Annotated in this window: 18 protein-coding genes; 9 read left to right on the plus strand and 9 right to left on the minus strand. The window is 65.9% G+C overall.

Annotation, left to right across the window (positions count from 1 at the left end):
- From ACEQXV_RS06305 to ACEQXV_RS06340, 8 genes are all read left to right on the plus strand, one after another.
- The coding region (locus ACEQXV_RS06305) for a propionyl-CoA synthetase (protein ID WP_370268359.1) at window positions 1-1,796 on the plus strand (1,796 nt) is incomplete at its 5' end.
- 145 nt (window positions 1,797-1,941) lie between these two features.
- Window positions 1,942-3,486: a response regulator gene (locus ACEQXV_RS06310; RefSeq protein WP_370253697.1), complete on the plus strand. Its 1,545-nt coding sequence runs from the start codon at window positions 1,942-1,944 to the stop codon at window positions 3,484-3,486.
- A gap of 63 nt (window positions 3,487-3,549) precedes the next feature.
- The gene (locus ACEQXV_RS06315; RefSeq protein WP_370253699.1) at window positions 3,550-3,942 is read left to right on the plus strand and encodes a cytidine deaminase; all 393 of its coding nucleotides are present in this window, start codon (window positions 3,550-3,552) and stop codon (window positions 3,940-3,942) included.
- A gap of 3 nt (window positions 3,943-3,945) precedes the next feature.
- The gene (locus ACEQXV_RS06320; RefSeq protein ID WP_370268360.1) at window positions 3,946-5,253 is read left to right on the plus strand and encodes a thymidine phosphorylase; all 1,308 of its coding nucleotides are present in this window, start codon (window positions 3,946-3,948) and stop codon (window positions 5,251-5,253) included.
- Entirely contained in the window at window positions 5,253-6,461 is a 1,209-nt protein-coding gene (locus tag ACEQXV_RS06325; RefSeq protein ID WP_370268362.1) for a phosphopentomutase, read from the plus strand. Before ACEQXV_RS06320 ends, ACEQXV_RS06325 begins: the two co-directional genes overlap by 1 nt.
- The gene (locus ACEQXV_RS06330; protein ID WP_370268363.1) at window positions 6,458-7,441 is read left to right on the plus strand and encodes an adenosine deaminase; all 984 of its coding nucleotides are present in this window, start codon (window positions 6,458-6,460) and stop codon (window positions 7,439-7,441) included. The genes ACEQXV_RS06325 and ACEQXV_RS06330 overlap by 4 nt, the downstream gene beginning before the upstream one ends.
- Window positions 7,441-8,070 carry a uracil phosphoribosyltransferase gene (gene upp / locus ACEQXV_RS06335; protein WP_370253704.1) on the plus strand — a complete coding sequence of 210 codons (630 nt, stop codon included), beginning with the start codon at window positions 7,441-7,443 and terminating at the stop codon, window positions 8,068-8,070. The genes ACEQXV_RS06330 and upp overlap by 1 nt, the downstream gene beginning before the upstream one ends.
- Before the next feature lie 68 nt (window positions 8,071-8,138).
- Window positions 8,139-9,260, plus strand: a complete 1,122-nt coding sequence (locus tag ACEQXV_RS06340; RefSeq protein ID WP_370253706.1) for an SPOR domain-containing protein — start codon at window positions 8,139-8,141, stop codon at window positions 9,258-9,260.
- A 5-nt stretch (window positions 9,261-9,265) separates the two neighbouring features.
- Here the strand turns inward: ACEQXV_RS06340 and ACEQXV_RS06345 are convergent, their stop codons facing one another.
- From ACEQXV_RS06345 to ACEQXV_RS06355, 3 genes are all read right to left on the minus strand, one after another.
- Window positions 9,266-10,282, minus strand: coding sequence for a hypothetical protein (locus ACEQXV_RS06345; protein ID WP_370268364.1), 1,017 nt, complete (start codon window positions 10,280-10,282; stop codon window positions 9,266-9,268).
- 332 nt (window positions 10,283-10,614) lie between these two features.
- Window positions 10,615-11,763, minus strand: coding sequence for a M24 family metallopeptidase (locus ACEQXV_RS06350; protein ID WP_370268366.1), 1,149 nt, complete (start codon window positions 11,761-11,763; stop codon window positions 10,615-10,617).
- A gap of 22 nt (window positions 11,764-11,785) precedes the next feature.
- Window positions 11,786-13,417 carry an AMP-binding protein gene (locus ACEQXV_RS06355; RefSeq protein ID WP_370268367.1) on the minus strand — a complete coding sequence of 544 codons (1,632 nt, stop codon included), beginning with the start codon at window positions 13,415-13,417 and terminating at the stop codon, window positions 11,786-11,788.
- Between the two features lie 393 nt (window positions 13,418-13,810).
- Between ACEQXV_RS06355 and ACEQXV_RS06360 the strand changes: the two genes are divergently transcribed.
- A complete protein-coding gene (locus ACEQXV_RS06360; protein ID WP_370253711.1) occupies window positions 13,811-14,491 on the plus strand; it encodes a Hint domain-containing protein in 681 nt (226 codons plus the stop codon).
- An 80-nt stretch (window positions 14,492-14,571) separates the two neighbouring features.
- Here ACEQXV_RS06360 and ACEQXV_RS06365 read toward each other — a convergent pair whose 3' ends face one another.
- The 6 genes from ACEQXV_RS06365 to ACEQXV_RS06390 all read right to left on the minus strand — a co-directional run.
- Window positions 14,572-16,779 carry a 3-hydroxyacyl-CoA dehydrogenase NAD-binding domain-containing protein gene (locus ACEQXV_RS06365; protein ID WP_370268368.1) on the minus strand — a complete coding sequence of 736 codons (2,208 nt, stop codon included), beginning with the start codon at window positions 16,777-16,779 and terminating at the stop codon, window positions 14,572-14,574.
- Window positions 16,776-17,249 (minus strand): cupin domain-containing protein, encoded by a 474-nt coding sequence (locus ACEQXV_RS06370; RefSeq protein WP_370268370.1) that lies wholly within the window; start codon window positions 17,247-17,249, stop codon window positions 16,776-16,778. The genes ACEQXV_RS06365 and ACEQXV_RS06370 overlap by 4 nt, the downstream gene beginning before the upstream one ends.
- Window positions 17,249-18,460, minus strand: coding sequence for an acetyl-CoA C-acetyltransferase (locus ACEQXV_RS06375; RefSeq protein ID WP_370268372.1), 1,212 nt, complete (start codon window positions 18,458-18,460; stop codon window positions 17,249-17,251). The genes ACEQXV_RS06370 and ACEQXV_RS06375 overlap by 1 nt, the downstream gene beginning before the upstream one ends.
- Window positions 18,461-18,476: 16 nt before the next feature.
- Complete coding sequence (locus ACEQXV_RS06380; RefSeq protein WP_370253716.1) at window positions 18,477-19,112, minus strand: glutathione S-transferase family protein; 636 nt, start codon at window positions 19,110-19,112, stop codon at window positions 18,477-18,479.
- Between the two features lie 312 nt (window positions 19,113-19,424).
- On the minus strand, window positions 19,425-19,637 hold the full coding sequence (locus ACEQXV_RS06385) for a hypothetical protein (protein WP_370253718.1): 213 nt from the start codon (window positions 19,635-19,637) through the stop codon (window positions 19,425-19,427).
- A 9-nt stretch (window positions 19,638-19,646) separates the two neighbouring features.
- On the minus strand, window positions 19,647-19,993 hold a 347-nt coding region (locus ACEQXV_RS06390), incomplete at its 5' end, for an acyl-CoA dehydrogenase C-terminal domain-containing protein (protein WP_370268373.1).

Raw genomic sequence — 19,993 nt, forward strand, 5'->3', positions numbered from 1 at the left:
CGAAGGCACTCTTTGACGAAAACGCCCCGCTTTACGAATGGTTCGCAGACGGCAAGCTGAACGGCTGCTGGAACGCGGTGGACCGTCACGTCGAGGCCGGCCACGGCGACCGCATCGCCATCATCCATGACAGCCCGATCACCCATTCCCGGCACGAGATCACCTATGCCGAGCTGCGCGACCGCGTGGCCAGCCTGGCCGGTGCGCTGCGCGCCAAGGGCGTCGAGAAGGGCGACCGCGTCATCATCTACATGCCGATGGTCCCCGAGGCGCTGGAAGCGATGCTGGCCTGCGCCCGTCTTGGTGCCATCCACTCGGTCGTGTTTGGCGGCTTTGCCGCGAACGAACTGGCCGTGCGCATCGACGACTGTCAGCCCAAATGCATCATCGCCGCCTCCTGCGGGTTGGAGCCGGGCCGCGTCGTTCACTACAAGCCGCTGCTCGACGGTGCGATCGAGATGGCCGAGCACAAGCCCGACTTCTGCGTCATCTTCCAGCGCGAACAGGAAGTGGCCCATCTTGACGAGGGCCGCGACGTTGACTGGCATGCCTTCCAGTATGGCGTCGAGCCTGCCGATTGCGTGCCCGTCGAGGGCAACCACCCGGCCTATATCCTCTATACCTCCGGCACCACCGGCCAGCCCAAGGGCGTGATCCGGCACACGGCTGGTCACCTGGTGGCGCTGAACTGGACCATGCGCAACCTCTACGACATGAACCCCGGCGAGGTGTTCTGGGCCGCGTCGGACGTGGGCTGGGTCGTGGGACACAGCTATATCTGCTACGGCCCGCTGACCTATGGCTGCACCACGATCGTGTTCGAGGGCAAGCCCGTGGGCACCCCCGATGCGGGCACGTTCTGGCGCGTGATCCAGGATCACAAGGTCAAGTGCCTCTTTACCGCCCCCACGGCTTTCCGCGCGATCAAGCGCGAAGATCCGCAGGGCAACCTTGTGGGCGATTACGACATTTCGTCCTTGGAGTCGCTCTTCCTGGCCGGCGAACGCGCCGATCCCGACACGATCGAATGGGCGCAGGCCAAGCTTGGCGTTCCCGTGGTGGATCACTGGTGGCAGACCGAAACCGGTTGGGCCATCGCGGGCAACCCGCTCGGGATCGAGCAACTGCCGATCAAGATCGGCTCGCCCTCTGTGCCGATGCCGGGCTACGATGTTCAGATCCTTGACGAGGGGGGGCATCCGGTGAAGGACGGCGAACTTGGCGCCATCGCGATCAAGCTGCCGCTGCCGCCGGGCACGCTGCCGACGCTGTGGAACGCCGAGCCGCGCTTCCGCAAGTCCTACCTCGACCATTTCCCCGGCTACTATGAAACCGGGGACGCGGGCTACAAAGACGAGGATGGCTATCTCTACATCATGGCGCGCACCGATGACGTCATCAACGTGGCCGGGCACCGCCTGTCCACCGGCGCGATGGAAGAGGTGCTGGCCAGCCACCCCGACGTGGCCGAATGTGCCGTCATCGGCGTTGCCGACCAGCTCAAGGGGCAGATGCCCATGGGCTTCCTCTGCCTCAACGCAGGCACGGTGAAAGCGGCCGACGACGTGGTCGCCGAATGCGTCAAGCTGGTGCGCGAGAAGATCGGCCCCGTGGCCGCCTTCAAGCTGGCCACCGTGGTTCAGCGTCTGCCCAAGACCCGCTCGGGCAAGATCCTGCGCGGCACGATGGTCAACATCGCCGATGGCAAGGCGTTCAAGATGCCCGCGACCATCGACGATCCGGTGATCCTCGACGAAATCGCGGACGCGTTGAAAGAGCTCGGCTACCCGAAATAAGGGCGAGCCGATCCCAAACCGATCAGGCCGGGCCGCAAGGTCCGGCCTGTTTCGTTGTTAACCCAAAATTAACCATTCTTCCCGATGGATGGGGGCGGGGGACGTCCCGCCCGTCAGGGCGGAATTTTCGCGTGAAGGCGCGGCCATGAATAGTGACAAGGACCGGGGACGGGACAGCCTGGAGGTTCCGACGGGTCAACATGACGTCGATGAGGCCCGGATTGACGCGGTGCGCGATGCGCTGCGGCTCTACGGGCATGACATCCGCGCCGCCATGTCCGACGTGATCGGCGGGCTCCGCCTGATCGATTCCGACCGGCTCACACCCGAAGTGCAGGGCCAGATCGAGCGTGTGCTGGCGGCCGGGGAAACGCTGGCCGAGCTTGTCGACGGCATTATCCAGCTCAGTTCGGGGCAGACAGCGACGGATGGCGGCATTCGCAGCTTCGATTTCCGCAGTTTCCTGGCCGGGATCGAGATGCGTTGGGCCGGGCGCGCGCGCGAACAGGGGCTGGCCTTCGCCATGCAGGTCGATCGCCACGTGCCCGAACAGATCCATGTCTCGCGGCTGAAACTCGACAGGATCCTGGGCAACCTGATCGCCAATGCGCTGAAATTCACGGACGAGGGCGAGGTCCGGCTTTGTGTTCGGCAGGAAGAGGGTAACCTTGTCTTCGCGGTGCGCGACCAGGGCCGCGGCTTTTCCGAATCCGCGCTGCGCAGGCTCTTCCGGGCTGGCGGGCGCCCCGAGGACGAGGCGCGCCCCGGCACCGGGCTCGGCCTGCATATTTCCAAGGATCTTGCCGATGCCCTGGGCGCGACGCTTGCGGTCTCCAACCTGCCGGGCGGCGGCGCGCGGGTCATGCTGACGCTGCCGCGCGAGGCCTGGGAATGCCGGGACGAGGCCGCCGACATGCCCGACCTGTCGGACCTGACGGTCCTGGTGGCCGAGGACAATGAGACCAACCAGTTGCTCGTGCGCCAGATGCTGTCGGCGATGGATGCCCGAATGGTCCTGGCGCGCGACGGGCAGGAGGCGCTGGAAATTCTTGCGCGCGACCCTGTCGACATTGCGCTGATCGACATCGAGATGCCGCGCCTGTCAGGGATCGAGGTGATGAAACGGCTGCGCGCCGACCCTGCCTTCGACACGCCGCTGGTGGCGCTGACGGCCTATGTCATGCGCGAAAACCGCGAGGCGATCTATGCCGCCGGGGCAGACGGCATCATCGCCAAGCCGATCCGCTCCGTGACGGCCTTCGGCCAGGCCCTGCGCCGTCACGTCAGCCGCAAGCTCGGCCAGGTGGTGCCTGAGCCCGACCTCGAAACGCCGCTGATTGGCACGCTCAACCGGAACCGTTTCGAAGCGGTCCTGCAGGCCGCCGGACCGGCGGGCAAGGCAGAGTTCCTGGACCATCTCTTGCAGGACCTGCGCAGCGTGAAATCCGAACTGGCCTGCGCGATCCGGGCCAATGACACGCAGACCGTTCGGGCGCAGAGCCATATCCTGATCTCGCTCTCCGGCGCTGTCGGGGCGGACCGGTTGCAGGTCATGGCCGAGGCGCTCAATGCCGCCGCGCATCGCAACCGGCTGGCCGATGCCCGCCCGCTGATCAACACCTGTGCCGATGCGCTGACCACGCTGATCGGCCAGGTGGAGCGCCGCGCGCTGCGTGAAAACGTGCAGTAGCGGAAGGCTTGCAACTGGCACTTGGCAGGATCACACTGGGCGAAAAGCCCGGAGGTTATCCCGATGTCACTGGTCGATGATGCCGCGCGCGTGCGCGAAAACGCCTATGTGCCCTATTCCCGCTTCAAGGTGGGCGCCGCGATCCGCAGCACCGAGGGCAACCTGCACCTTGGCGTCAATGTCGAAAACGCGGCCTATCCGGAAGGCACCTGTGCCGAGGCGGGGGCGATCGCGGCCATGATCGCGGCGGGCGACAGCCGGATTGCCGAGATCGCGGTCATCGCCGATTGCCCCGCGCCGGTGCCGCCCTGCGGGGGCTGCCGGCAGAAGCTGGCGGAATTCGCCGACCCCTCCACCCCCGTGACGCTGGCCACCACCGATGGCAAGCGGCTCGAAACCACCGTGGGCGAGCTCTTGCCCGGTGCCTTCGGCATGGGTCACATGGAGGGGGTCTGACCCATGGATGCCCGCGAGATCCTCGCGCGGTTGCGCGTGGGCGAGCCGCTGACGCCCGACCACTACCGCTGGTTCGCGCAAGGGCTTGCCGACGGCACCGTCAGCGATGCACAGGCGGGGGCTTTCGCCATGGCCATCTGCAAGAGCCCGATCGGCCCCGATGCGCGTGTCAGCCTGACCCATGCAATGCGCGACACAGGGCAGGTGCTGTCCTGGGACGTGGATGGCCCGGTTCTGGACAAGCATTCCACGGGCGGGGTGGGCGACGTGGTCTCGCTTCCGCTGGCGCCTGCGCTTGCGGCCTGCGGGGCCTATGTTCCGATGCTGTCGGGCAGGGGCCTTGGCCATACCGGAGGCACGCTCGACAAGATGGAGGCGATCCCCGGCTACCGCGCCATTATCGGCAACGAGGAACTGGCCCGCGTGGTGCGCGAGGTGGGCTGTGCCATCGTCGGTGCGTCTGGTGAAATCGCCCCCGCCGACAAGCGGCTCTACGCGGTGCGCGATGTAACCTCCACCGTGGAAAGCGTCGACCTTATCACCGCGTCCATCCTGTCCAAGAAGCTCTCCGAGGGGCTGGAGGGGCTGGTGCTGGATGTCAAGACAGGCTCGGGCGCCTTCATGGCCACGCCCGAGGATGCGCTGGCGCTGGCGCAATCGCTGGTCGATACGGCGCAGGGGGCCGGGTGCCGCTGCACCGCGCTTCTGACCGACATGAACCAGCCGCTGGCCTCGACCGCGGGCAACGCGCTCGAGGTAATCGAGGCGATGGAAATCCTGACCGGGTCGGGCGGGTCTGCACGGCTCAGACAGGTGACGCTCTCGCTTGGGGGTGAATTGCTGGCGCTTGGCGGGCTTGCCGAGAATGCAGCCGAGGGTGAGCGCAAGATCAACGCCGCACTCACCTCGGGCGCGGCCGCCGAGATCTTCGGGCGCATGGTGGCGGCCCTTGGCGGACCGAGGGACTTCGTGTCGCTCTGGCGCGACCGCCTGCCCGCCGCCCCCGTCATGGTCGAGATCGCGCCAAGGACGTCGGGCTATGTCGTCGCCATCGACACCCGCGCCGTGGGCGAGGTGGTGGTGCATCTGGGCGGCGGACGGCTGGTGCAGACCGACGCCGTCGACCCTGCCGTCGGCCTGTCGGACCTTGCGGCGCTTGGCGACAGGGTCGATGACCAGCGCCCGCTGGCGCGCATCCATGCCCGCACCGAGGACGAGGCCCGCCGCGCCGCCGAGGCGCTTCATGCGGCCTACCGCCTGTCGGACGCCCCCGTCACAGTGCCCGACCTCATCCACGAAAGGATCGGCTGATGCCGCGCGCTTTCCTCGTCGTGATGGATTCCGTGGGCTGCGGCGGCGCGCCCGATGCAGACCGGTTCTTCAATGACGGCCATCCCGATACCGGGGCCAATACGCTCGGCCATATCGCGGCCGCCTGCGCGGCGGGCAAGGCAGAGGTGGGGCGCAGCGGTCCGCTGCGGATGCCCAACCTATCCGCGCTTGGCCTTGGCCAAGCGGTGAGGATCGCCTCGGGCACCGAGGTGCCCGGCCTCTCGGCCCCGGCGCATGGCCTGTGGGGGGCGGCAACCGAGGTCAGCCCGGGCAAAGACACGCCCTCGGGTCACTGGGAACTGGCGGGCCTGCCGGTGCCCTGGGACTGGACCTATTTCAGCGAGACCGAAAACAGTTTCCCGCCCGAACTGATCGAAGAGGTCAAGCGCATCGCAGGCACCGACGGCATCCTTGGCAACCGCCATGCGTCAGGCACGCTCATCATCGACGTGGAGGGGGAGCGGCACCAGCAAACCGGCTGGCCCATCTGCTACACCTCAGCCGACAGCGTCTTCCAGATCGCCGCGCACGAAGAGACCTTCGGGCTCGACCGGCTTTATGACCTTTGCGAGAAACTGGCCCCGACGCTTCATGCGATGCGGGTGGGTCGGGTGATCGCGCGCCCCTTCGTGGGCGATCCCGGCGCCTACACGCGCACCCCCAACCGCCACGACTACGCCATCATGCCGCCAGCGCCCACGCTGTGCGACTGGGTGCAGGGCGCGGGCCGCAAGGTGCATGCCGTGGGCAAGATCGGCGACATCTTTTCCATGCGCGGCATCGACGACGCGGTGAAGGGGGCGGACTCGACCTTGATGGGGCACCTCTCGGATCTCGTGGACCAGGCCGAGGAGGGCAGCCTGACCTTCGCCAATTTCGTCGAGTTCGACAGCGTTTACGGCCACCGGCGCGACGTGTCGGGCTATGCGCACCACCTGGAATGGTTCGACGCGGAAATCGGGCCGATCCTGGCCCGCCTGCGCCCCGACGACCTGATGATCTTCACCGCCGATCACGGCAACGATCCCACCTGGATCGGCACCGACCACACCCGCGAACGGGTGCCGGTGCTTGGCAAGGGGCCGCAAAGCGGGCAGATAGGGCTTTGTGCCTTCACCGATGTGGCGGCTTCCATCGCGGCCCATCTGGGCGTGCCATCACAAGGACCGGGCAAGAGCTTCCTATGAAATCCATCCCCAAGATCGAGGTTCACCTGCATCTCGAAGGCGGTGCGCCACCGGCCTTCATTCGCGGGATCGCCAAGGAAAAATCCGTCGATCTGTCGGGTATCTTCCGCGAGGATGGCAGCTATTCCTACAAGGATTTCTGGCACTTCCTGAAGGTCTACGAGGCCGCGACCAGCGTGCTGACCTCGCCCGAGGATTATGCCCGCCTCATGCGCGCAGTGCTGGAGGAAAGCGCCGAGCACGGCGTCGTCTATTCCGAGACCTTCATCAGCCCCGATTTCTGTGGTGGCGGCGATCTGGCGGCCTGGCGCGAATATCTGCACGCGATGGAGGAAGCCGCCGCCCGCGCCGAAGCCGAGCTTGGCATCACGCTGCGCGGCATCATCACGCCGATCCGCCATTTCGGTCCCGAGAAGGCCAAGCCGATTGCCGAATGCGCGGCGGAAACCGTGGGGGATTTCATCACCGGGTTTGGCATTGCGGGCGATGAGCTGGTGGGCAAACCAAAGGATTTTCTCTGGGCCTTCGACTGTGCCCGCGAAGCGGGGCTGAGGCTGACGGCGCATGCGGGCGAATGGGGCGGCGCGCAAAGCGTGCGCGATGCCCTGCGCGACCTGCGCGTCGAACGGATCGGTCACGGAGTTCAGGCCATCGAGGACCTGGCCCTGGTCGATGAAATCGCCGAAGCCGGGATCACGCTGGAATGCTGCCCGGGCTCGAACGTGTTCCTGGGCGTCTTCCCGTCCTGGCGCGACCATCCCATCGAAAAGCTTCGCGAACGGGGCGTGAAGGTCACGGTCTCTACCGATGACCCGCCCTTCTTCCATACCACCATGAGTGCCGAGTATGACCACCTGGCCGATACGTTCGGCTGGGATGACGAGATCTTTGACGACATCAACGCCAACGCGCTTGCCGCCGCCTTCTGCGACGCGGCCACGAAAGAGCGTGTGGCCGCCAAACTCAAGAAAGGGACGTGATGCAGCACCTCACCATCGTCGATCACCCGCTGGTTCAGCACAAGCTGACCCTGATGCGGGAAAAGGACACCTCGACCGCCGTTTTCCGCCAGCTTCTGCGCGAGATCAGCCAGCTTCTGGCCTACGAGGTGACGCGCGAACTGCCGATGACGACCAAGCTCATCGACACGCCGCTGACCGATATGGAAGCCCCCGTTCTGGCGGGACGCAAGCTGGCGCTCATCTCGATCCTGCGGGCGGGCAACGGGCTGCTGGACGGGATGCTGGAACTGATCCCGTCGGCGCGCGTGGGCTTCGTGGGGCTCTATCGCGACGAGGCGACGCTGAAGCCCGTGCAATACTATTTCAAGGTGCCCGATGAACTGGGCAAGCGCATGGTGATCGCCGTCGACCCGATGCTGGCCACCGGCAACAGCTCGGCTGCCGCGATCGACCTGCTGAAGAAGGCCGGGGCCAAGAACATCCGCTTCCTGTGCCTGCTGGCCGCGCCCGAGGGCGTCGCCCGGATGCAGGAGGCGCATCCCGATGTGCCCATCGTGACCGCCGCGCTGGACAGCCACCTGAACGAGAAAGGCTACATCGTTCCGGGACTAGGGGATGCGGGTGACCGCATGTTTGGCACGAAATAAGCCACACCCCTTTACCTGTCACCAATCCTCTGCCACTGTTTCCACAACAGCAATGGGGGTTGTCTGTGATGTGTATGTTGAAGGCCGTGTCCGGCCTGGCCCTCGCGGTCGTTCTTTGTGGTCCCGCATTTTCCCAGAGCCTGGCCGAGCTCGGCTCTGGTCCCGCCGAACTGCCACCGGCAAGTTACCGGGCCGATCAATATGTTGACAGCCGAGGCTGTGTCTTCATCCGGGCCGGATATGGTGGCGAAGAAACCTGGGTGCCGCGCGTGACCCGGGACCGCCAGCCGCTTTGCGGATATCAGCCGTCGATCCAGACCGAGGCCCCGGTGGCCGTGGCCAGCGCGCCCGCGTCGGAGCCGCAGGCTCCCGTGGCCAGCGCCGCGCCCGCCGCGCCCGCCCAGGTCGCAGCCTCTGCCCCCGCGACGACGGCCCCGGCGCCCGTCGTGCGTCCCGCGCCCGTGCGCGTGGCTGCCGCGCCTGCGCCCGCTGCTGCGCCTGCGGCCCCTGCGCCACAACAGATGCGCACTGTCAGCTGCCAGGGCATGCCCGCCAATGCGGGCTTCTACATGAACGGGGCCAACGTGCGCTGCGGTCCCCAGGCCATCCATCCCGCCGATGGACAACCCGTGCTGCGCGCGGGCGCTGCCGCGGCCCAGGCCCGGCAGGTCGAGCTGACGGCGCAGGTCGTTCCCGAGGGCTATCGCCCGGCCTGGGATGATGGCCGCCTGAATGCGGCCAGGGGCCTGGCCCATGCCACGCCCCAGGGCGACGCGGCGATGGCGGCTCTCTGGACAGATACCGTGCCAATGGAACCCATTGATCCCGCAGCCGATGGTGTGGCTGTCAGCCGGGCCGCCCAGGCCCCCTCGGCGCAGCCTGTTGTGACCCGCGCCTCCTCGACGCCCGATATCGCGGCCGAAGAGGCCGAGACGCCGGCGCCGACGATCCATGTCGGGGCAGGGCATCGCTACGTGGAAATTGCCCGCTATTCGGACCGCGACAGCGCCGATGATGCGCGCCTGAGGCTTCAGCAGCGCGGGGTTGCAACGCAGCTCGGCGGGGTGGAGCGTGGCGGCGAGGTGACGGGCTTCGTCGTGCTGGCCGGTCCCTTCGACGACCCGCAGGCGCTTGGCCGGATGCTGATGCGCGTGCGCGGGATCGGCTACAGCGCGGCGGTCACGCGCTAGGCCGCTCAGCCATCGCAGATTTCCTGGAGGGCGATCCAGTTCTGGTCGGTCAGCAAGGGCGCACGCAGGCGACCCCTCATGGGGTTGCCCTCGATCAGGTCGAGTACGGTTTCCCCAGTCAGATCAATCGCATAGGCATAAGGCTCCGAGCTTATCCCGGCCTGCTCGAAACGCGCCAGCAGGCGGTCGGTGGCGACGGGTGCAGGCGGCGTGGTCAGCAGGCGGGCGGCATGCGCGCGCAGGTAGCTTCCGTCGATCTCGCCCGTGGTCAGAAGCCGACCCGTGGCCATCAGTCCCGCTTCCTCCAACAGGCGCAGCATCGGCAGTTGTTGGCGGCGGCGCAGGTCCTCGGCCAGCAGGAAACCGGCCAGCACGGCTGGGTCTTCGTAATCTTCCACGAGGGACCGGTTGATCACCATGATATTGCCCGGCAGATGCGCCGTGACCTGCGCCGTGGAGGGCAGAACGATGATCTGCGGGGCCGCTGAGCCGAAAACGGCTGCGCTGAATTCTCGCGTGATTTCAACACCATCGCGTCCCGCGCAAGGGCGGCCGGCGAGGTCGGCCATGCCGGCGAGGATGCGTTGGCCGATCTCGATGCGGGCGGCGGCGGGCAGGGCTTGCGCGGTCTGGCGCATCAGCGCGCCGGGCAGCCACAGCACGCAGACGAGGATCGTCACGAGGCTGAGCACCCCACCGAGCCAAAGCCGCAGGCGCCCCGGATGCGGGCGGCGTTTCTCGATCACGCTGCGCACCCGCTCGATCGCTTCGATCATGTCGGCATCGCTGAGTTCGAGCAGTTCATCGGCCTCGCCATCAGGGGCATAGAGGGCCGGATTTTTCCCTGGATTCAATCGCTTGACGGCCGGAAGCGACCAGTGCGACAGGGCGGTTTCGGCCATGGTCGAGATCACCAGCGTGGCATCGCCCAATGACACGACGACCTCTCGGCGCTGGCTGTCGGGGGTTTCCCGCCAGAGCCCTGTCGTCTCCAGACGCTGATATTCGCTAAGCGCCGTCATTGCTCGATTTTATCTGCCCAACTGGAAGGAAGCCTACCGGATTGGCGCGGTTTGCTCAACTCGCCGTGGTCCAAAAAGACCCCGGTGCCCCCCGTACACCCCCTGTACACCCTCCGTGCAGACGCGAAGGCATATCGGACGCCGGAAGGGCGCGGGCCAGAACCGCCCGAAATGTCCGGGGGTCGACGGGGCAGGGGGCATCTGGTGGCGGTGGGAAGAGGCCGCGCCCCGGCCCGGCATGGGCAAGCGCAGGCTGCGCCGCTGCCCGTCGATTTGAAAGCTAGGGACCTGCGCCAGATCCTGCCCGTTGCGGCAGCCGGTCGCCCGGTGGTTCAGAGAATGACCTCCCCCAGTGCCTTGGGGTGATGGGTGAGAGGCTCCCACCCGGTGTCGGTGATGATGAAGCTGTCGCCCACCTGCGCGCGGAAGGTTTCGACCGACACCGATCCGTCGACGGCCAGCACCATGCCCGGTTGCAGGATCGTGCTGTCGCCCGTCACAAGCTGCGGTTTCTCGAGGAAGCTGAAGCCCGTCGCGCGCCCACAGCGGAACGGGTATTCGAAGCCCGCGCCCTGGATCACCTCGGCATAGGCGGCATGCACGCTTTCAGCGGTGACACCGGGCCCAAGCGCGTCGAGCGCGGCCTTCTGGCTGGCCACGGCGACCTCGTAGACCGCCGCCTGGTCGTCGGGGGCCTCGCCGATCCAGAAGGTGCGGTCGAAGCCCAGTTTGAAGCGGTGGAAATTGGTCATCCCGCAGAAGCACAGGAAGACCGGTTCGCCCCGCCGCATGATCCGGGTCGAGGCACGGTGATGGGTTTTCACGATGTCCCGGCCCGAGGCCATGATTTGCAGGAAATGGGTGTTGGGCGACATGTCGGCATCATCGTAATGGGCCGACAGAAGTTCGGCCGCCTTGCGGGTGCCCGCCTGCGAGGTGGCCAGCGCGACCTCGTATTCCGGCACCCCGTCGCCGATGGCCGCACGGCCTGCCGCCATCATCGCGCCCGCCACCTCGCCCGCGTGGCGGGCCAGTTGCAGTTCCTGAGGGGACTTGATCATGCGCATCTCGGCGAGGATGGGGGTCACGCTGGCGACGCTTGTGGCGGCTGTCAGCTCGTCCACATAGGCGCGCACGAGGGGCGGCATGTGGTGGGGCTCGATACCGATGCGGGCGGCCCCCTTCAGCGCGCCGGGCAGTTCCGCCCGCCACTCCGCGCCCATGCCGTCGTTCCAGGCGGCGATCCGGTCGACGCGGGCCGAGGCCAGCGCGGAATTGAGGTCGATCGTGGGGGTGATCAGCAGGCTCTGCCCCTCGCGCGGGACCACGAGGATGGTGGGCCGCCCGAATTCCATGTGCAGGTAGTCGTAATAGCCGGTCAGGTAATAGACGTTGTCATCATCGGTGATCAGGGCGACATCGAGCCCCGCCGCCGCCATGCGGGTGCGCAGGGATTGCAGGCGGGATTCGAAAAGGCTCATGGCTCGGTCCTTGCCAGTGGGTTCAGAGATCGGCCGCGACCTTGCGCAGTTCGAATTTCTGGATCTTGCCCGTCGAGGTCTTGGGCAGTTCCTGGAACACGACGCGCTTGGGCGTCTTGAAGCCGGCGAGGCGCTGGCGTGCGAAGGCAATGAGATCGGCCTCGCTCGCCTCGACGCCCGGTTTCAGTTCCACGAAGGCGCAGGGCACCTCGCCCCATTTGTCGTCGGGCTTGGCCACCACGGCGCAGAGCAGCACCGCGGGGTGGTGCATCAGCGCGCCCTCGACCTCGACCGAGCTGATATTCTCGCCGCCCGAAATGATGATGTCCTTGGCGCGGTCGGCAATCTGGATGTAGCTGTCGGGGTGCTGGAGCGCGATATCGCCGGAATGGAAATACCCGCCCTTGAAGGCTTCGGCGGTGGCGCGGGGGTTCTTGTAGTAGCCCTTCATCACCGAGTTGCCACGGATCATGATCTCGCCCGTTGCGGTGGCGTCCTGCGGGATCTGGGCCATGTCGCTGTCGGTCACGGCGATGGGTTCCATCGTCGGCAGGCAGACACCCTGGCGCGCCTTGATGGCGGCGCGGTCCTGCTGGTCGAGATCGCCCCACTGGTCGTCTTTCCACACGCATTCGGTGGCGTGGCCATAGGTTTCGGTCAGGCCGTAGACCTGGGTGACGTTGAAGCCCATGGGTTCGATTGCGGCGAGCGTGGCGGCAGCGGGCGGCGCGCCCGCGGTAAAGACCTCGACCACGTGGTCGAAGGGGCGCCGGTCGGCCTCGGCGGAGTTCACGATCATGTTCAGCACGATGGGCGCACCGCCGAAATGGGTCACGCCCTCATCCGCGATGGCATCGTAGATCGCCTTGGCGGTCACGTCGCGGCAGCACACGACGGTGCCGCCAAGCGCGGGCAGCATCCAGGTGTGGCACCAGTTGTTGCAGTGGAAGAAGGGCACGATGGTCAGAAGCCGGGGATGCAGCGTCATGCGCCAGGCAATGGGCGTGCCCAGGGTGATGAGGTAGGCACCGCGATGGTGATAGACCACGCCCTTGGGCCGCCCGGTGGTGCCCGAGGTGTAATTGAGCGCGATCGATTCCCATTCGTCGGCGGGCATGATCCAGTCGAAATCCGCGTCGCCCTCGGCCAGCAGGTCCTCGTAGGTCAGGTGACGGCCCGAGGCGGGGTAGCCCGCCTGCTCGTCCGGCACCTCGACGATGAGCGGCAGGTCCTCGGCCTCCATTTCCTGCATCGCGGCCTCGACCGCGCCCAGGAACTGGGTGTCGACCAGGACGACGGAGGCTTCGCCGTGGTCGAGGATGTAGCTGATCGTGCCGATGTCGAGCCGGGTGTTGATGGTGTTCAGCACCGCGCCGCAGGCGGGCACGCCGAAGAGCGCCTCGGCCTGGGCAGGGACGTTTGGCATGACGGTGGCGACCACGTCGCCGGGGGCCACGCCACGCGCGGCGAGCGCCGAGGCCAGGCGGCTGACCCGGGCGTGGTATTCGGCATAGGTCTTGCGGAAGCTGCCATAGACCAGCGCCTCGTGATCGGGAAAGACCAGCCGCGCGCGTTGCAGGTGGCTGAGCGGTGTCAGCGGCACGAAATTGGCCGCGCGCTTTTCCAGCCCGGTTTCATCCTTCATCCAGCCCATGGACAGTCCTCCCTGAAATCGTCCGCTTCCCCTCTGGGGGCCGAGTTTTGGCAGAGATTTTTCAAAAGGAAAGGGGCAGAAGCGACCTGCGGGATCAAATGTCAGACATTTAAGCGGAAAGCGGGGCAGAACGGGGGGTAGGACAGGGTCCAGGGCCTTTGCGGCGCATCGGGACGCGACAGGCGAGTCACGCCAGCGCGTAAAATCTCTCAGAATTGGGTGATTTTCTGAATTTTCCCAATGGCTTGAGGTCGTTTGTGCAGATTTTTGCAAACCGTATTTGCACAAATACCGTGTGTTGGTTTGCTCGGCGATGGCCTACTTTGATGGCCCAAGCATAACAAACCGGCCCCGTCTGGCAGAAGAAGCGGCCCAACTCGAGTACGAGCAACGATGAGTCACACGTTCTGGAGTAGCCTCACCAACCTGTCATCCTCCGGGATCGAGGGCGGAGTGCATATTCCCGAGGTCGATGCCGATCACGCCGAAGGGCTGTTGTCGGGAACCCCGGTTCTGACCCCGTACGGCAGCCTTGATGTCAGCGAAATCCGGCCCGGTGCGATGGTGGAAACCTTCGAGGACGGGCTGCGCGAGGTTCGGGCCGTGGTGCAACGCCGGATCTGGGGCAGTCGCGTCGACCGCAGCGTGGACCAGTGGCCCTTCTATATCCCCGATGGTGTCCTGGGAAACGACCGGCCGCTTGCGCTTCTGCCCCATCAGGCGGTTCTGTTCGAATGCGACCAGTTGGAAACGATGGCGGGCGATCCCTTCGTGCTGGTGCCGGTGCGCGCGCTTGAAGGGTTTCGCGGGATCACGCCGATGCAACCCAAGGCCGAGGCGCTGGTGCATCATCTGCTGTTCGATCGGCCCGAAGTGGTGGGCATCGCGGGCGGGACCTACGTGCTGAACGACTATCGGCTAAGCAGTTGCGTCGCTCGTGGGGAGGTCGTGGAAATCGCGGGCTGCCGGGCCCTGTCGGTGGACGGGGGCAGGGCGTTCATGGGACTTCTGGAAAACGGATATTGCCGGGGTTGCACTGGCCATGCCTGTCGCGGGCGTGGCAGCTTCGACTGAGTTCAACTGTCCCAGAACGAGAAACGCCGGCCCGTTCGGACCGGCGTTGGCTTTTGTCGTCGGGGCGCGCTGCCAGGCGGTCAGGCGGCCGCCCTGGTCTGCGGGCCGAAGCGGCCGTAGAAGCTGTGGCCCTTGTCGGCCATCTCGCGCAGCAGGTCGGGGCAGGCGAAGCGGGCGCCGTAGGTTTCGGTCAGCGCGTCGCAGCGCTCGGCCGCGTAGGGTGCGCCCAGCATGTCGAGCCAGCCGAAGGGGCCGCCCGACCACGGCGCGAAGCCCCAACCCAAGATCGCGCCCACGTCGCCTTCGCGGATGTCTTCCAACACGCCTTCCTCCAGCGCGCGGACCGCCTCCAGCACCTGCGCGAAGAGCAGTCGGTGCTGGACCTCGGTCACCTCGGGCTGATCCGCCGCGACCGGGTATTGCGCGGCCAGACCGTCCCACAGGCCCTGGCGCTTGCCCTTGTCGTCATAGGCGTAGAAGCCCGCGCTCGACTTGCGCCCCAGCCGGCCTTCGTCGGCCATCCAGAACAGCACGTCATCGACGGCGGCATCGGGATAGGCGTCACCCATGGCGGCCTTGGTTGCCTTGGCGATCTTCACGCCGAGGTCGATCGAGGTCTCATCGACCAGTTGCAGGGGGCCAAGCGGCATGCCGACAAGCTTGGCCGCGTTCTCGATCAGCGCCGGGGCCACGCCTTCCTTGACCATGCGAATGCCTTCGTTGATGTAGGGAATGATGCAGCGGTTGGCGTAGAAGAAGCGGGCGTCGTTGACCACGATGGGCGTCTTGCGGATCTGGCGCACGTAGTCGAGCGCCTTGGCCACGGCCCGGTCGCCGGTTTCCTTGCCCTTGATGATTTCCACCAGCAGCATCTTGTCGACGGGGCTGAAGAAGTGGATGCCGATGAACTGCTCGGGCCGCTTGCTGGCCTTGGCCAGGTCGCTGATCGGCAGGGTCGAGGTGTTGGTGGCAAAGATCGCGTCCGCGGGGATGACCGCTTCCGCCTTGGCGGTGACGTCGGCCTTGACGGACGGGTCTTCGAACACGGCCTCAACGATCAGGTCGCAGCCTTCGAGCGCGGCGTAATCGGTGGTGGCGGTGATGCGCGCCAGCAGCGCCTCTTTCTGCTCTTCCGTCACCTTGCGGCGCGAAATGCCCTTGTCGAGAATGCCGGTGGAGTAGCTCTTGCCCCGGTCGGCGGCTTCCTGCGTGCTGTCGATCAGCACAACCTCGATCCCGGCCTTGGCCGAGACATAGGCGATGCCCGCGCCCATCATGCCCGCGCCCAGAACGCCGACCTTCTTGACGGTCTCATCGGCCACGTCGGGACGGTTCGCGCCTTTTTCCAGCGCTTCCTTGTTGACGAAGAGGCTGTTGATCATGGCCGAGGACGAGGGGTTCATCAGCACATTGGTGAACCAGCGCGCTTCCACCTTCAGCGCCGTGTCGAAGGGCACCAGCGCGCCTTCGTAGACGGCCGAGAGCAGCGCCTTGGCCGCCGGGTAAACGCCCTTGGTCTTGCCGTTCACCATCGCGGACGCGCCCACGAAGGTCATGAAACCCGCCGGATGGTAGGGGGCGCCGCCGGGCATCTTGTAGCCCTTCTGGTCCCACGGCTTGACGATATCGGCGTCCTTGGCATTGAGGACCCAGTCTTTCGCGGCGGAAAGCAGATCCTCCGCCGGAACGACCTCATCCACGATGCCCGCAGCATTGGCCTTCTTCGGGTCGGACAGCTTGCCTTCCAGCAGGAAGGGGCTGGCCGTCATCGCGCCCATCTTGCGCACGAGGCGGGTGGTGCCGCCCGCGCCGGGGAAGATGCCGACCATGATTTCGGGCAGGCCGATCTTGGCCTTGGGGTTATCGGCGGCAAAGATGCGGTGGCACGAAAGCGGGATTTCGAGGCCGATGCCAAGCGCGGTGCCGGGCAGGGCGCAGGCAATCGGCTTTCCGCCCTTCAGCGTCTTGGGGTCCATGCCCGCGCGCTCGATCTTGCGCATGATGCGGTGGGCATTCATGATCCCGTTGAAGAGCCCCTCTGCCGGGTTGTCGCCCGCCATGTCCTTCATCTTGGCGATGACCTTGAGGTCCATGCCGCCCGCGAAGCTGCCGGGCTTGCCGCTGGTCAGGATCACGCCCTTGATCGCGTCATCGGCCAGTGCCTGGTCGATCAGCGCGTCGAGCTCGTCCCAGCCCTCCAGCGTCATCACGTTCATGCTCTTGCCCTGGGTGTCCCAGGTGATGGTTGCGACGCCGTCGGCGTCTGTGGTCATGGTGAAATCGGTCATTCGTCGTCTCCCTGAAGGGGGCTTCCGTCCTTGCGGGTAAAGGTGAAACCGGTCGCGTCGACACTGACTTTCAGGTCGAGATCGCTGTACCAGGCGGTTTCGGTGGGGGTGCGGGTGCCGATGACAAGGAATCGCGCCTCGTCATCGGTATTGTTGATGAAGTGATGCCCGTTGCCGTCATTGGCCGGGAAGGTGGCGCAGTCGCCCACGGTCATCTGGGTTTCGCCGTGATCGTCAACGAGCGTGCAACTGCCTTGCGTGACCATGACGAATTCGTCCTGTTCCACGTGCCAGTGGCGCAAGCTGGATTTCGCGCCGGGGGCGAGGATCACGATATTTGCGCCGAACTGCGTCAGCCCGCCCGCATCGCCCACGCGAAGCGAACTGCGCCCCTCCATTTCCGCGTCGTAGGGCGCGGGGTAGATGGAGCCGGAGCGGGCCTCCAGTTTGGAAAGGTCGAGTTTGGGCATCACACGCGCTCGATGATGGTGGCCGCACCCATGCCCGAGCCGATGCAGAGCGTGGCAAGGCCGGTGCCCTTGCCGGTGCGCTCCAACTCATCAAGGAGCGTGCCCAGGATGATTGCGCCGGTGGCCCCGAGCGGGTGGCCCATGGCGATCGAGCCGCCATTCACGTTGACCTTGGAATTGTCCACGTCGAAGGCCTGCATAAAGCGCATGACGACCGAGGCGAAGGCCTCGTTGACCTCGAACAGGTCGATGTCGGAGATGTTCATCCCACTTTCGGCCAGGATTTTCTGGGTCACCGGGACGGGGCCGGTCAGCATGATGGTGGGATCGGTGCCGATCTTGGCAGTGGCCCGGATGCGGGCGCGCGGCTTCAGCCCCATCGCCTCGCCGTATTCCTTGGAGCCGATCAGAACGGCGGCGGCCCCGTCCACGATACCCGAGGAGTTGCCCGCGTGGTGGATGTGGTTGATCCGCTCCAGGTGCGGGTATTTCATCAGCGCCACGGCGTCGAAGCCGGGCATGACCTCGCCCATCTCCTTGAAGGACGGCTTGAGCCCACCGAGCGACTGCATGTCGGTGCCGGGCCGCATGTATTCGTCATGGGCCAGGATCGGCAGGCCGTTCTGGTCATGGACCGGCACGACGGACCCGGCGAAACGCCCCGCGTCCCAGGCCGCTTTCGCGCGCTTCTGGGATTCCACGGCGAGCGCATCGGCCTCGTCGCGGCTGAAACCGTATTCGGTGGCGATGATGTCGGCCGAGATGCCCTGCGGCACGAAATACATCTCCATCGCGATGGAGGGATCGACCGCGATCGCGCCGCCATCCATGCCCATCGGCGTGCGGCTCATGCTTTCGACGCCGCCCGCGATATAGGCCTGGCCCGCGCCGCCGCGCACCTGGTTGGCGGCGAGGTTCACCGCCTCCAGACCGCTCGCGCAGAAGCGGTTGATGGAAAGGCCGGGAATGGACTCGTCGAGATCGGAAGCCAGGACCGCGGTGCGTGCAAGGCAGGCACCCTGTTCGGCCACTTGCGTGACATTGCCCCAGATCACGTCCTCGACGGCGTGGCCTTCGAGATTGTTGCGCTCCTTGAGCGCGTTGAGCGCGATGGCGGAAAGCCGTGCTGCACTGACTTCGTGCAAGGAGCCGTCCTTGCGGCCCTTGCCGCGCGGGGTGCGGATGGCGTCGTAGATATAGGCGTCGGTCATGATCGTCCTCTTCACTTCAGGCGCGGTCAGCGGGGCTGCCGGGCATCAGGTCGTAGGGGTGCTTCCACCCCGGCATTTGCGAAAGGCGGGTGAGCCAGGCGTCGATATGGGGCCAGTCGGCCCGGTCGAAACCGAAGGGCTCGGGGTAATAGAGATAGCCGCAGCAGGAGAGATCGGCGTTGGTCAGGCCATCGCCCACGATCCAGTCGCGGCCCTCCAGATGGGCGTTGAGCGTGGCATAGGCGGCCTTCAGGCGGCCCTGCATGAAGGCGATGACATTGGGGTCGCGGTGCTTTTCGGGCAGGAAGTTCATCAGGAAGCGGGTCATCCCGGCCTGGGAGGACAGCTTGTGGTTGTCCCACAGCACCCAGCGGAGGACCTCGTAGCGGTCCTCGGGCGCGCCGCCATGCTTGCCGCTCTTGTCGGTCACGTATTGCTGGATCACGCCCGACTGGGTCAGTTTCACGTCGCCATCGACCAGGACGGGTGCTTCGCCCATCTCGTTGACATTGGCGCGGTAGTCGGGCGTGCGGGTCTCGCCGCCGAAGAAATCGACCTTCACCGGCTCCCAGTCCAGGCCCGACAGTTCCAGCGCCAGCGCCGCCTTGTAGGCATTGCCGCTTTCCCCGAAGCAATAGAGCTTGATCGTCATAGGCCATCCTCCCTGGCTGATGTCGTGCCGGTGGGGGATTTCGCATCCCCCACACCCCCTGCGGGGTATTTTCACAAAGAAGAAGGCTCATAACCAGTTGTTAAGGTTAATCGCCTAGCCTCCGAGTCGCGGTACAGGCTGGGGAGCCGATGACCGCCCAAGGAGAAGGCACTCTGCGTATCCGATCCTCCGCGTGCAGGGCCGGGTTGGCCTCCGATGCGGGGCTGCACGGAATGGCAGAGTGTTCCTTCCCCTTCTTCTTGGTTCAAATACTCACATCTCCTCATTGTCCCCGGGCGCGGCCGCCCAAGGTCATTTCTTCCGCGCCTCCAGCTCGGAATTGAACAGCCGGATGCGGTGGGTGAAATTGTCGTCGTCCACCACGCTTTTCCAGTTTTCGAAGAGGAACGAGAGGAACTCTCCCTCGTCGAGCCCGGCCTCGCCCGCGAGCGCCCTGAGCTTGCGGTATCCGTCTTCGGACATCGCGAGGTTGGGGCGGCGGGTGAGGCGCAGGCGTTTTGGCATCTTGGTCCCTCAGAACTGGTCGGCAGCGAGCCCCATGACCGGGTCTGCGCCCGACTGGATGCGGGCAAGATGCATCGCGGTCGCGGGCAGCTGGCGGGCCATGTAGTAGCGGGCGGTCGCAAGCTTGGTCTGATGGAAATCGGGGTCCGGGGTGCCGTTTGCAAGGGCATCGAGCGAGACCCGCGCCATGCGCGCCCACATCAGCGCGATGCAGACATGGCCCATCATGTGCATGAAGTCGGTCGAGCCGGCGAGCGCGGCGTTGGGGTTCTTCATGCCGTTCTGCATGAAGAACATGCCTGCGGCCTGAAGGTCCTTCGACGCCTGCTTGAGCGGGCCGACATAGGGTTCCATCG

The sequence above is a fragment of the Nioella sp. genome, from assembly GCF_964229645.1.
Lineage (GTDB): Bacteria > Pseudomonadota > Alphaproteobacteria > Rhodobacterales > Rhodobacteraceae > Nioella.

Bases quoted from the DNA above. Each gene is read 5' to 3' on its own strand.
- ACEQXV_RS06365 (WP_370268368.1), bottom strand. From the start codon at position 16,779: ATGACCGATTTCACCATGACCACAGACGCCGACGGCGTCGCAACCATC.
- ACEQXV_RS06350 (WP_370268366.1), bottom strand. From the start codon at position 11,763: ATGAGCCTTTTCGAATCCCGCCTGCAATCCCTGCGCACCCGCATGGCG.
- ACEQXV_RS06375 (WP_370268372.1), bottom strand. From the start codon at position 18,460: ATGACCGACGCCTATATCTACGACGCCATCCGCACCCCGCGCGGCAAG.
- ACEQXV_RS06325 (WP_370268362.1), top strand. From the start codon at position 5,253: ATGCCGCGCGCTTTCCTCGTCGTGATGGATTCCGTGGGCTGCGGCGGC.
- ACEQXV_RS06380 (WP_370253716.1), bottom strand. From the start codon at position 19,112: ATGACGATCAAGCTCTATTGCTTCGGGGAAAGCGGCAATGCCTACAAG.
- ACEQXV_RS06320 (WP_370268360.1), top strand. From the start codon at position 3,946: ATGGATGCCCGCGAGATCCTCGCGCGGTTGCGCGTGGGCGAGCCGCTG.
- ACEQXV_RS06355 (WP_370268367.1), bottom strand. From the start codon at position 13,417: ATGGGCTGGATGAAGGATGAAACCGGGCTGGAAAAGCGCGCGGCCAAT.
- ACEQXV_RS06370 (WP_370268370.1), bottom strand. From the start codon at position 17,249: ATGCCCAAACTCGACCTTTCCAAACTGGAGGCCCGCTCCGGCTCCATC.
- ACEQXV_RS06385 (WP_370253718.1), bottom strand. From the start codon at position 19,637: ATGCCAAAACGCCTGCGCCTCACCCGCCGCCCCAACCTCGCGATGTCC.
- ACEQXV_RS06360 (WP_370253711.1), top strand. From the start codon at position 13,811: ATGAGTCACACGTTCTGGAGTAGCCTCACCAACCTGTCATCCTCCGGG.
- ACEQXV_RS06310 (WP_370253697.1), top strand. From the start codon at position 1,942: ATGAATAGTGACAAGGACCGGGGACGGGACAGCCTGGAGGTTCCGACG.
- ACEQXV_RS06330 (WP_370268363.1), top strand. From the start codon at position 6,458: ATGAAATCCATCCCCAAGATCGAGGTTCACCTGCATCTCGAAGGCGGT.
- ACEQXV_RS06315 (WP_370253699.1), top strand. From the start codon at position 3,550: ATGTCACTGGTCGATGATGCCGCGCGCGTGCGCGAAAACGCCTATGTG.
- ACEQXV_RS06345 (WP_370268364.1), bottom strand. From the start codon at position 10,282: ATGACGGCGCTTAGCGAATATCAGCGTCTGGAGACGACAGGGCTCTGG.
- ACEQXV_RS06340 (WP_370253706.1), top strand. From the start codon at position 8,139: ATGTGTATGTTGAAGGCCGTGTCCGGCCTGGCCCTCGCGGTCGTTCTT.
- upp (WP_370253704.1), top strand. From the start codon at position 7,441: ATGCAGCACCTCACCATCGTCGATCACCCGCTGGTTCAGCACAAGCTG.